The sequence below is a fragment of the Kitasatospora sp. NPDC001660 genome, assembly GCF_053596725.1.
This window is the reverse complement of sequence record NZ_JBSFGU010000048.1, coordinates 38,750-52,162: the sequence shown is the minus strand read 5'-3', so window position 1 is coordinate 52,162 and position 13,413 is coordinate 38,750. Positions and strand designations below refer to the sequence as shown.

Below are 13,413 nucleotides of genomic sequence, written 5' to 3'. Positions count from 1 at the left end.
ATGTCCGTCCCCGCGCCCAACCGCGTGTACAGCGCGGCGAGGCCCGCCTGGAGCACCATGAACAGGCTGGTGCCGGTGCGTCGCGCCAACTCCACTAGAGCGGCGTGCAGTTCGGCGTCGATCCGGAGTTCCAGCAGGTCGCCGCCGTACGTCATGGCGGCCGGGCGCGGCCGGTCGACGGGCAGCGGCAGCTGCTCCGGCAGCCCGGCCAACTTCTCACTCCAGTAGGCGACTTGTCGGGCAAACACGCTGTCCGTGTCGTGCTCGTCGCCGAGGATCTCGTGCTGCCACAGGGTGTAGTCGCCGTACGTCACCGGCAGCGGCGGCCATGCGGGCGCCCCGCCGCCCCTCCGGGCGGCGTAGGCGGTGGCGAGGTCGCGGGCCAACGGGCCCATGGACCAGCCGTCGCCGGCGATGTGGTGCATGACCAGCAGCAGCACGTGCTCGTCCGGCGCGACCGCGAACAGCTCCGCCCGCAGCGGTACGTCCGAGGTCAGGTCGAAGCCGCGCACCGCCGCCTCGCGCAGCAGCGCGGGCACCTCCGCCTCGCCGGCCGTGTGCACGGCCAGCGGGACGGCCGCCTCGGTGACGTCCAGCACCCGCTGGTACGGGACACCGGCGGTGTGCGGGAAGACCGTACGCAGGGTCTCGTGCCGGGCCACCACGTCCGCGAGCGCGGCGCTCAGCGCGCCCCGGTCGAGGTCGCCGGACAGCCGCAGGGCCAGCGGCATGTGGTAGGTGGCACTCGGCGCCCCGAACTGCTGGAGGAACCAGAGCCGGCGCTGGGCGAACGACAGCGGCATCGGCTCGCGACGGGGCCGGGGCGCCAGGGCCTGACGCGCGGTGGCGGCGTCCTGCAGCCCGGCCGCCAGCCCGGCGGGCGTCGGCGTACGGAACAGGGCTCGCAGCTCCAGCTCGACCCCGAGGGTCGCCCGGACCCGCGACACCAGCCGGGTGGCGAGCAGGGAGTGCCCGCCCAGGTCGAAGAAGTCGTCGTCGACCCCGACCCGCGGCAGGCCCAGCACCTCGGCGAACAGCTCGCACAGGATCTGCTCCTGCGGCGTGCGCGCCGCACGGCAGCTCCCGGCCGCTCCCGGCTCGGGCGCGGGCAGCGCGGCCCGGTCCAGCTTCCCGTTCGGCGTCAGCGGCAGCGCATCGAGCAGCACGAACGCGGCCGGCACCAGGTAGTCGGGCAGGCGCTCGCGCAGGTAGGCCGCCAGTGCCGCCGTGGTGGCCGGCTCCGGTGCCGAGGGCACCACGTACGCGACGATCCGGGTCTCCCCCGGCCGGTCCTCGCGGGCGAGCACCGCGACCTGGGCCACACCCGGGTGCGCGGTCAACTCGGCCTCGATCTCGCCCGGCTCGATCCGGAAGCCGCGGACCTTCACCTGGTGGTCCACCCGGCCGGCGAACTCCAGCTCGCCGTCGGCGCGCCAGCGGACCAGGTCACCGGTGCGGTACATCCGCGCACCCGCCGGTCCGTACGGGTTGGCGACGAAGCGCCCGGCGGTGAGCCCGGGCCGGTCCAGGTAGCCGCGGGCGAGCCCCGTCCCGGCCAGGTACAGCTCGCCCAGCACGCCGGGGGCGACCGGCCGCAGTGACGAATCCAGGACGTACGCCCGGCAGTTGGCGATCGGACGGCCGATCGGCACCGGGAGCGGGCAGTCGGCGGGGTCGGCCGGCAGCGGGTAGGCGGTGATCACATGGGTCTCGGCGGGGCCGTAGTGGTTGTGCAGCGCCCGGCCCGGCCGACGGGACTGGAAGCGCCGTACGGCACCGCCCAGGCGCATCGCCTCGCCGGCCTGCGCGACCAGCCGTAGGTCCGGCAGGTCCAGCCCGGCCTCCTCGGCGGCCTCGGCCAGCGCCTCGACCACCAGGTTCGGTGCGAACAGCTCGGCGACGCCGTGCCGGTCCAGCCAGTGCGCGAACAGCTCGGCGCTGCGGCGCTGCTCCTCGGTCGGCACCACCAGGGTCTTGCCGTAGAGCAGCGCGGAGAGCACCTCCTGCACCGAGACGTCGAAGCTGATCGCGGTGAACTGCGCGGTGCGCGTGCCCGGTTCGCCGCCGACGGCCCGGTGGTGCCACTCCAACAGGTTCAGCAGTCCGGCGGCGGGCATCACGACGGCCTTGGGCCGGCCGGTGGAGCCCGAGGTGTAGATGACGTAGGCCGGGTGGCGCGGGTCCACGGCGACGGCCGGGTCGTGCTCCGGCCGTTCATCGGAAGGCGTGACGGCCGCGAGGTCGTCGAGCACCACGGCCGGCCGGGCGTCCTCCAGCATGTACGCGATGCGGGCGGCCGGGTAGTCCGGGTCGATCGGCAGGTACGCCGCACCGGTCTTGAGCACCGCGATGACGGCGACCACCAGCTCGGCGGAGCGCGGCAGCCGCAGGGCGACGACCTGCTCCGGCCCGACCCCGCGCGCGATCAGCGCGTGCGCCAGCCGGTTGGCCCGGCGGTTCAGCTCGCGGTACGTCAGCACGGTGTCCTCGAACACCACCGCCTCGGCCTCCGGGGTCGCCCGCACCTGCGCCTCGAACAGCGTCGGCAGACCGGCGGCGGGAGCCGGGCACGCGGTGTCGTTGCGCGCGACCAGCAGCTCGTGCCGCTCCTCGGCGGTGAGGACGTCGATCCGGCTGAGCGGCCGCCCGGGCTCGGCGACCACCGCCGCCAGCAGCCGCAGCCACCGGTCGACGAGGGCCTCCACCGTGGCGTGGTCGAACAGATCGGTGCTGTACTCCACCCGCCCGACGATGCCCTCGGCCGGCCCGCCGGTGCCGCCGCGCTCCAGCAGGTGGAAGCCGAGGTCGAACATCGCCGTGGGCGTCCGCACCAGGAGGATCTCGGCGCTCAGACCGCTCAGCGTGAACTCGGTGCGGGGCACGTTCTGCAGCGCGAGCAGCACCTGGAACAGCGGCTGTCGGGCGAGCGACCGGGACGGGTTGAGCGCCTCGACGACGTGGTCGAACGGCAGGTCCTGGTGGGCGTACGCGCCGAGCGCGTCCTCCCGCACCCGGACCAGCAGCTCGGCGAACGAAGGGTCGCCCGAGGTGTCGGTGCGCAGCACCAGGGTGTTGACGAAGAAGCCGACGAGATCGTCCAGCGCCTCGTCCGTCCGGCCGGCGATCAGGCTGCCGACCGGGATGTCCGTGCCCGCGCCGAGCTTGTCCAGCAGCGCCGCCAGCGCGGCCTGCAGCACCATGTAGACGCTGGCCCCGTGCTCCCGGCCCAGGCGAACCAGTGCGCCGTGCAGCTCCGGGGCCAGGTCGATCGCCAGGTGGCCGCCCCGGTACGAGGTGGTCGCCGGACGGGGCCGGTCGGCAGGCAACCGGATCTGCTCGGGCAGGCCGGCCAGCCGGTCCGTCCAGTAGGCCGACTGCCGGGCGAACAGGCTCGCGGGGTCGTCGCGGTCGCCGAGCAACCGGTCGTGCCAGAGGGTGTAGTCGGCGTACTGCACCGGCAGCGGCGCCCAGCGCGGCTCCTCGCCCCGGCGGCGCGCCGCGTAGGCGGTGGCCAGGTCGGCGGCCAGCGGGCCCAGCGACCAGCCGTCGCCGGCGATGTGCTGCACCACCAGGAGCAGCACGTGCTCGTCCGCCGAGAGCTCGAACACCTCCGCGTGCAACGGCGCTTCGGCCGCGAGGTCGAACCCTCGCGCTGCGGCCCCGGTCAGCAGCTCCGGCAGGACCGTCTCGTCGGCCGGGGTGACCGAAAGCCTCGGCCGCACCTCTCCAGCGGCGAGCACCTGCTGATACGGCACGCCGTCCACCGCCGGGAAGACGGTGCGCAGGGTCTCGTGCCGGTCGACGACGTCGCCGAGCGACTCCTCCAGGGCCACGACGTCCAGCGGTCCCGAGAGCCGCCACGCCAGCGGGATGTTGTAGATCGGTCCGGTGCCCTCCAGCTGGTGCAGGAACCACAGCCGCCGCTGCGCGGACGACAGCGGTACCAGCTCGGGCCGCTCCGCCCGTCCCAGGGCGAGCCTGGCCCGGTCGGCGCCGCCCAGCCCGGCGGCCAGCCCGGCCACCGTAGGGGTCCGGAACAGGGTTTGCAGCGCCAGCTCCACGCCCAGGGTGGCGCGCACCCGGGCCACCAGCCGGGTGGCCAGCAGCGAGTGCCCGCCCAGGTCGAAGAAGTCGTCATCGACGCTGACCTGCGGCAGGCCCAACACCTCGGCGAACAGCCCGGCCAGCACGTGCTCCTGGGGAGTGTGCGGCGCCCGGCCGGTTCGCGCCCCGGTGAACTCCGGCTCGGTCAGGTCGCGCCGGTCGAGCTTGCCGTTGACGTTCAGCGGCAGGGCGTCGAGGCAGACGAACGCGGCGGGCACCATGTAGTCCGGGAGCCGCTCGCGCAGGTGCGCCCGCAGTTCCTCCGGCTGCGGCTCCGTTCCGGTGGCGGGCACCAGGTAGGCGACCAGCCGGGTGTCCTCCGCCCGGTCCGTCCGTGCGACCACCGCGACCCGGCCGACCTGAGGGTGTTCGGCGAGCGCGGCCTCGATCTCGCCGAGCTCGATCCGGAAGCCGCGCACCTTCACCTGGTCGTCGGCCCGGCCGACGTACTCCAGCTGGCCGTCGGGGCATCGGCGCACCAGGTCGCCGGTGCGGTACATCCGCGCCCCGGCCGGGCCGAAGGGGCAGGCCACGAAGCGTACGGCGGAGAGCCCGGGCCGGTTCAGGTAGCCGCGCGCCAGGCCGGGGCCGGCGAGGTACAGCTCCCCGGTCACGCCCGGCGGCACCAGGCTCAGCCGCCGGTCCAGCACGTAGCCGCGGAGCCCGGCGACGACACGCCCGATCGGCGGCACGCCCGGCCCTGGCAGCAGCGGGTCGCTCATCGTCGCGACGACCGTCGTCTCGGTCGGACCGTACGCGTTGATCATCAGGCGTCCGGGCGCCAACCGCGCCACCAGCTCCGGCGGACACGCCTCACCGGCCGACACCAGCGTCGGGACGGTCACCGCGTCCGACGGCAGAGCCGCCAGGACGGAGGGCGGCACGAGGGCGTGGGTGAGCGCGAGGCCCGGGTCGGTCAACGCGGTGACCGGCTCGGTGGCGGGCGCCAGGACGAGGGTGGCCCCGGTCAACAGGGCGCCGCACAGGTCCCACACGGAGGCGTCGAAGCTCGGCGAGGCCAACTGGAGCACCCGGCTGCCGGCGTCGATGCCGAGCCGGTCGGCCTGCGCGGCCACCATGGCGAGCAGACCCTCGTGGCCGACCACCACGCCCTTGGGCCGGCCCGTCGAACCCGAGGTGTAGATCACGTACGCCGGGTGCCGGACGTCGACGGGAACGGCGGGGTCGGTCTCCGGCCACTTCGACGTCTCGGCCACGGTCGCCGGGTCGTCGACCACCACCGTCGGCTGGGCGTCCTCCAGCATGAACGCGATCCGCGACTGCGGGTACGCCGGATCCACCGGCAGGTACGCCGCCCCTGTCTTCAGAACACCGAGGACGGCCACCACGAAGTCCACCGACCGCGGCAACGCCACCGCCACGATCCTCTCCGGGCCGGCACCCCGGGCGATCAACGCGTGCGCGAACCGATTGGCCCGGACGTTCAATTGACGATATGTCACCTCCTCGCCATCGCCCACCAGAGCGACCGCGTCAGGCGTCGCAGCCGCCTGCGCCGCGAAGGCTTCCGGCAGGCTCGCGCCGGCCGCCCCGCCCTCGACGGCCGGCAGCAGCTCGCGGCGTTCCTCGGCGGACAGCAGGTCGAGGCGGCCGAGCCGCCGCCGCGGGTCGGCCACGGCCGCGGCCAACAGCCGGGCCAGGCGCGCGACCATCGTCTCGACGGTGGCCGGGTCGTACAGGTCGCTCGCGAACTGGACGAAGGCGTCGATCCCGGCCGGGGAGCCGTCCTCGGCGTGCCGCTCGGCCAGCGAGAAGACCAGGTCGAACTTGGACGAGGTCGTGGTCAACTCCAGCTCGCCGACCCGCAGGCCGGGCGGGGCGAACTCGGCCCGGTCGTTGTTCTGCAGCACCAGCATGACCTGGAACAGCGGGTGGTGGGAGAGCGACCGCATCGGGTTGAGGGCCTCGACCAGGTACTCGAACGGCAGGTCCTGGTGCGCGTACCCGGCCAGCGCGGTGTCCCGGACCCGGGCGAGCAGCTCGGCGAAGGTCGGGTCACCCGAGGTGTCCGTGCGGAGCACGAGGGTGTTGACGAAGAAGCCGACGAGCTCGTCCAGCGCCTGGTCGCCACGGCCGGCGGTGAGGTTGCCGACCGGGATGTCATCGCCCGCGCCGAGCCTGCTCAGCAGCGCCGCGAGCCCGGCCTGGAGCACCATGAACAGACTGGTGCCACTGGTGCGCGCGAGCTCGCGCAGACCGCGGTGCAGCTCCGCGTCCAACTCGGCCCGCACGATTCCGCCCCGGTGCGAGGCGACCGCCGGTCGGGGCCGGTCGGCGGGCAGCCGGGTCTGCTCCGGCAGGCCGGCCAACTGCCTCGTCCAGTAGGCCGCCTGACGGGCGAACGGGCTGTCGTCGTCGGTGACCTCGCCGAGCAGTTCGTGCTGCCACAGGGTGTAGTCGGCGTACTGGACGGCCAGCGGTTCGCGCTGCGGCTCCTCGCCCCGGCAGCGGGCCGCGTAGGCCTCGGTGAGGTCGGCGGCCAGCGGGCCGAGCGACCAGCCGTCGCCGGCGATGTGGTGGAGCACCAGCAGCAGCACGTGCTCGTCCGGCGCCAGCTCGAACAGCTCCGCGTGCAACGGCAGTTCGGCTTCGAGGTCGAACCCGTGGGCCTGTGCCGCCGCCAGTGCGTCGGACAGCCCGCCCTCCGTGGTCCGGTGCACGGCCAGACCCGGGCGGGCCGCGACGACGTCCAGCACCTGCTGGTACGGCACGCCGTCCACCACCGGGAACACCGTCCGCAGGCTCTCGTGCCGGGCCACGACGTCCGTCAGCGCGGCGTGCAGCGCCTCCCGGTCGAGCGGACCGGACAGCCTCCAGGCCAACGGGATGTTGTAGTTCGCACTGGCGCCCTCCAGCTGGTGGAGGAACCACAGCCGCCGCTGCGCGAACGACAGCGGGATCCGTTCCGGCCGCCGGGCCGGCGCCAGCGCCGCCTGCGCCGGTCCGGCCCCCACCAGGGCGGCGGCCAGAGCGGCCGGGGTCGGCGCCTCGAACAGGGTGCGCAGCGCCATCTCCACGCCGAGCGTCGCCCGGATCCGGGCGGCCAGCCGGGTGGCCAGCAGCGAATGCCCGCCCAGGTCGAAGAAGCTCTCCTTGGCCCCGACCGCTGCCACGCCGAGGATCTCGGCGAACAGCTCGCAGACGATCTGCTCCTGCGGGGTGCGCGGCGTGCGGCCGGTGCCCGCCGTGACGAGGTCGGGGGCGGGCAGGGCCCGGTGGTCCAGCTTGCCGTTGGTGGTCAGCGGCAGCGCGTCCAGCACGACGAACGCCGACGGCACCATGTACTGCGGCAGCCGCTCGGCCAGGTGCTCGCGCAGGACGGCCGGGCGCGGCGCCGTGCCGGCGGCCGGTACCAGGTAGGCGACCAGCCGGGTGTCGTCGGCGCGGTCCTGCCGGGCCAGCACGGCGACCTGCGCGACGGCCGGGTGTTCGGCGAGCGCCGCCTCGATCTCGCCGAGCTCGATCCGGAAGCCGCGCACCTTCACCTGCTGGTCGGCCCGGCCGACGTAGCGCAGGCTGCCGTCGGCGGCGCGGCGCACCACGTCGCCGCTGCGGTACATCCGGGCGCCGGCCGGTCCGAAGGGGTCGGCGACGAACCGCCCGGCGGTCAGGCCGGGCCGGTTCAGGTAGCCGCGCGCCAGGCCGGGGCCGGCCACGTACAGCTCGCCGGGCACGCCCGGGGCGACCGGGCGAAGGCCGTCGTCGAGCACGTACGTCCGCAGGTCCGGGATGGCCGTGCCGATCTGGCCGGCGGCGGTGCCGGAGCGGTCGAGCGCCGCATACGTGACGTGCACCGTGGTCTCGGTGATGCCGTACATGTTGACCAGCCGCGGCGCGTCCTGCGCGTGCCGCTCGTACCAGCTCGCCAGCCGCGCGTGCTCCAGCGGCTCGCCGCCGAACACCACCGTGCGCAGGGCGAGTCGGCGGCCGGTCTCCGGGGCCTGCGCGTCCGCCTGCATCAGTTGGTAGAAGGCGGACGGCGTCTGGTTGAGCACCGTCACCCGCTCACGGGCGAGGAGCTCCAGGAACCGGCCGGGCGAGCGGCTGGTCTCGTGGTCCACGACCACCAGCCGGCCGCCGTGCAGCAACGCGCCCCACAGCTCCCACACCGAGAAGTCGAAGGCGTAGGAGTGGAAGAGCGTCCAGACGTCCTCGGCGGAGAAGCCGAACAGCTCCTCGGTGGTGCCGAACAGCCGCACCACGTTCCGGTGCGGGACCACCACGCCCTTGGGGTTGCCGGTGGACCCGGAGGTGTGGATGACGTAGGCGGGGTGGCCGGGGTCGACGGGGATGCCCGGGTCCGTGTCCGGCAGCCCTTCGAGGCCGGCGGCATCCAGCGGCAGCCGGTCCAGCCCGTCCGCTCCCGGCAGGTCGCCGATCCCGCCCGTCGTCACGAGCAGTGCGGGCCGGGTGTCCTGGAGCAGGTAGGCGATCCGGGCGGCCGGGTACTGCGGGTCCACCGGCACGTACGCGGCGCCGGCCTTGAGCACCGCGAGCACCGCCACGACCAGCTCCGCCGAGCGCGGCAGGGCCAGCGCCACGAGCTGCTCCGGGCCCACGCCCCGGTCGATCAGGGCGTGCGCGAGCCGGTTGGCCCGGGCGTTCAACTCTCGGTACGTCAGGGTGACTTCGCCGTCCGTGAGCGCGACCGCGGCCGGGTTCGCCCTCACCTGCCGCTCGAAGAGGGCGGTGATGCCGCTCCCCGGCTGCTCCCCGGCGAGGAGTTCGCCGGCCGGGAGCAGCGCGCGGAGCTCGTCGGCGGACAGCACGTCCACCTGGCCGATCCGTCGGCCGGGATCGGCGACCACGGCCCGCAGCAGTCGCAGCCACCGGTCGACGATCCCCGCCACGGTGACCGCGTCGAACAGGTCGGTGCTGTACTCCACCACGCCCGACAGCCCGTCCGCGTCGGGCTGTTCGGCCAGGATGAAGGTCAGGTCGCACTTGGCCGTCCCGGTGTGGACCAGGTCGGTCGCCACCCGCAGCCCCGGCAGGTCGAACGCGCCGAGCGGCGCGTTCTGCAGGGCGAGCATGGTCTGGAACAGCGGGTGGTGCGCCAGTGTCCGGGTCGGGTTCAGCGCCTCCACCAGGTGCTCGAACGGCACGTCCTGGTGCGCGTACGCGGCCAGCGCGTCGGAGCGCACCCGGCCCAGCAGTTCGGTGAACGACGGGTCGCCGGACAGGTCGGTGCGCAGCACCAGGGTGTTGACGAAGAAGCCGACCAGGTCGTCCAGGGCCTCGTCGGTGCGTCCGGCGATCGGCGTGCCGATCGGGACGTCGGTGCCGGCGCCGAGCTTGCCCAGCAGGGCGGCCAGCCCGGCCTGGAGCACCATGAAGAGGCTGGCGCCGCCGCCGCGGGCGAGTTCGCGCAGGCCCTGGTGCAGCTCGGCGTCGATCCGCACCGGCAGGTGGGCGCCCCGGTAGGACATCACGGCCGGGCGGGGCCGGTCGAAGGGCAGCTCCACCTGCTCGGGGAGTTCCGCCAGCTGCTCGCGCCAGTAGGCGAGTTGGTCGTTCAGCAGGCTGTCCGGGTCCGCGCCGTCACCGAGCAGCTCGCGCTGCCAGAGGGCGTAGTCGGCGTACTGGACCGGCAGCGGCGACCACTCCGGCTTCGCCCCCTCGGCGCGGGCCGCGTAGGCGGTCGTCAGGTCCCGCGAGAGCGGCCCCATCGACCAGCCGTCACCGGCGATGTGGTGCACCACGAGCAGCAGCACGTGCTCCTCGGTCCCCAGCTGGAACAGTTCGGCGTGCAGCGGCGGCTGCGCGGAGAGGTCGAAACCGTACCGGGCCGCCTCCGCCAGCCGGTCCGGCAGGTCGCGCTCGCCGACCTCGGTCACCCGCAGCCGCAGCCGTGCCGCGTCGGGGTCCAGCACCCGCTGGCACGGCACGCCGTCGGCCACCGGGAAGACGGTGCGCAGAGTCTCGTGCCGCTCCATCACGTCCGCCAGGGCGGCCTCCAGGGCCCGCTGGTCCAGGTTCCCGGACAGCCGCAGCGTCAGCGGGATGTTGTAGGTGGCGCTCGGGCCCTCCATGCGGTGCAGGAACCACAGCCGGCGCTGCGCGAAGGACAGCGGGACCGTCTCGGGCCGCTCGCGCCGCCCCAGTGCCGGGCGCGCCCGGCCCGCGATGTCCACGGCCGCCGCCAGTTCCCCGACCGTCGGCGCGTCGAACAGGTCGCTCAGCCTCAGCTCCACGCCCAGCACCGACCGTGCCCGGGCGACCAGCCGGGTGGCCAGCAGCGAGTGTCCGCCGAGGTCGAAGAAGCTGTCGTCCAGCCCGGCCTCGGCCACCCCGAGCACCTCGGCGAACAGCCCGGCGAGCAGGTGCTCGGTCGCGGTGCGCGGAGCGCGGCCCGGGGCGACCGCGGCCTGCTCGGGCACGGGCAGGGCCCGTCGGTCGAGCTTGCGGTTCGGCGTCAGCGGCAGCGCGTCCAGCGTCACGAACGCGGCCGGCACCATGTACTCCGGCAGCCGCTCGCGCAGGTGCTCGCGCAGCCCGGTCGCGGCGACCGCGGCACCGGACACCGTGGCACCGGACACCGGAACCACGTAGGCGACCAGCCGGGCATCGCCTTCGGTACGCACCACGACGGCGGCCTGTGCGACCTGCGGGTGCTCCACGAGCACGGTCTCGATCTCGCCGAGTTCGATCCGAAAGCCCCGGACCTTGACCTGGTCGTCGGTACGGCCGAGGAACTCCAGGTTCCCGTCGGCGTCCCACCGCACCAGGTCACCGGTGCGGTACATCCGCGAGCCGGCCGGCCCGAACGGGTCGGCCGTGAAGCGCCCGGCGGTCAGCGCCGGCCGGTTCAGATAGCCCCGTGCCAGGCCCGCGCCGGCGATGTACAACTCACCCGCCACACCCACCGGCAGCGGCCGCAACGCACCGTCCAGCACGTACAGCCGGGCGTTGCCGACCGGACGGCCGATCACCGGACGCCGGCTCGACCCCAGCGGCGCGACGACCGAGTTGACCGTGCACTCGGACGGCCCGTAGAAGTTCAGGCAGGACACCCCGTCGGCCGCCCGCAGCCGCTCCCACAGCTGCTCCGGAACGGCCTCGCCGCCCGCCGCGACGATCGCCGGGCGCCACTGGGGATCGTCCAGCAGTCCCCGTGAGACGAGGACCTGGAGGTACGACGGGGTGGCCTCGACGAAGTCGAGGCGGTGGCGCCTGGCGTAGTCGACGAAGGCGTCCGGGTCGGTCCAGGTCGCGTGGTCCAGGACGTGCAGCTCGTGGCCGGCGCACAGGCCGAGCAACTGGTTCCAGGAGGCGTCGAAGGAGACCGACGTGGTGAGCGCCACGCGCAGCCGGCCCCGTCCCGTGAGCGGGGACGGTGCCCGCTGCTGGCCGGCGAACAGGTTGAGCAGCCCGCCGTGCGTCGGCACCACGCCCTTGGGCCGCCCGGTGGAACCGGAGGTGTAGATGACGTAGGCCGGGTGTGCCGGATCGACCGCCACCATCGGGTCCGCCGCCGGGCGACTCGCCACCAGCGCGGCCGTCTCCGGGTCGTCCAGCACCAGCCGGTCGACGGGACCGGCCCCGGGCAGCCGCTCCCCGGTCGGGGAGTCGGTCACCAGCACCGCGGGGCTGGCGTCGTCGAGCAGGTACGCGATCCTGGCGACCGGGTACTCCGGATCGACCGGGACGTACGCCGCGCCGGTCTTCAGCACCGCCAGGATCGCCACCACGAGTTCGGCGGAGCGCGGCAGGGCCACCGCCACCAGCCGCTCCGGCCCCGCTCCCCGCTCGGTCAGGGCGTGCGCCAGCCGGTTCGCCCGCGCGTCGAGCTCCGCGTACGTCAGCGAGACGTCCCCGCACACCAGCGCGGTGAGGTCCGGAGTCGCCCGCACGTGCTCCCGGAACAGCTCCGGCAGACTCGCGGACGGGACCTCCGTCGCCGGCCCCGTGCCGACGGCCGCCAGTTCCCCGCGGTCCTCGGTGGTGAGCAGTTCGATCCGGCCCACCGGCTCGTCCGGGTCGCAGTCCGCGACGGCGTCGAGCAGTGCGAGCAGCCGCTGCTGGTGGGCGGCGAGGTCTCCGTCGCCGTACGCCTCCGGCGCGCCGTGGAGCCTGAGGAGCGGAGGGTTGCCGTCCCGGTAGTCGAACACCCAGACCGCCAGGTCGGTGGTCGACCCCGACACGAAGTGGTGCACGGAGGCGGGGTGCCCGGCGAAGCTCGGCCTGGAGTTGAAGGCCATGATGTTGACGATCAGCGGGAACGCCGTCCCGATGCTGCCGGGCGCACCGAGGTCCCGCAGCAGGTCCTCACTGCGGTACCGCTCGTGCGCGACCGCCGACTCGACCTCCCGCGCCGTCTGGGCGGCGAGTTCGCGCCACGACATGTCCGGTCGCACGGTCAGCCGCAGCGGCACCACGTTGGACATCGTGCCGGGTACCGACATCAGGTCGCGGTCGGCGGACCGACGGGCGGTGACCGGGAGGGCGAGCACCACGTCCTGCGTGCCGGTCAGCCGGTGCGCGTAGAGCGCGGTCGCCGCGATCAGCAGGCGGGACCACCGGACACCGGCCTGTCCCGCCGCCGCCCTCAGCGCGTCCGGGCGCCGCAGTTCCAGTTCCCCGGCCAGCCGGAGGGCTCGGTGCGGGTCGGTCGCGGACCTGTCGGTGAGCCGCGTCGGTGCCGGCCGGTCCGCGAAGCGTTCCGTCCAGTGGTCGCGGTCGGCGGTGAAGTCCGCCGACGCGCGGTAGGCGGCGTCGCTGTCGACCAGGTCCCGCAGTGAGCCGAACGGCGACGGCGGCACCGGGGCGCCCTCGGCCAGCGCCGAGTACACGTCACCGACGCGCTGCCTGACCAGGGAGCTGCTGATCGCGTCCAGCACCACGTGGTGGTAGTTCAGGTACCAGAGGAAGTCCGTCGGCGACAGCCTGATCAGCGCGTGGCCGAACAGCGGGTCGCGGGCGAGGTCCAGCGGGCGCATCAGGTCCCGCTCCATCCATTCCATGGCCGCCGCACGGGGTGCGGCCTCCCCGCTGAGGTCCAGGTGCGCCGGCGCCCAGTCCCAGGTCTCGCGGAGGACCTGGCGCGGGCCGTCGCCGCCGTCGACGAAGCTCACGTGCAGGGCGTCGACCTCGTCGACCACCCGGCGCAGCGCGGCCTCGAACAGCGTCGGCTCCACCGGCCCGTGGATCTCCAGGCATTCGCCGACGCGGTAGCCGGGAATCGGCGTCCGGGAGCGCTGCTCCGCGAGCCAGATCTCACGCTGGGCAGCCGTCAGGGGAAGGACGTCGCCGTCGCGACGGGGCATGGGGGTACCTCCAGGAGTGTGG

General features: G+C 74.4%; 1 protein-coding gene. It reads right to left on the bottom strand.

Annotated elements, in window-relative coordinates:
* The coding region (locus tag ACWCXH_RS32890; protein WP_449805158.1) for an amino acid adenylation domain-containing protein at positions 1–13,391 on the bottom strand (13,391 nt) is incomplete at its 3' end.
* Positions 13,392–13,413 lie beyond the last annotated feature (22 nt).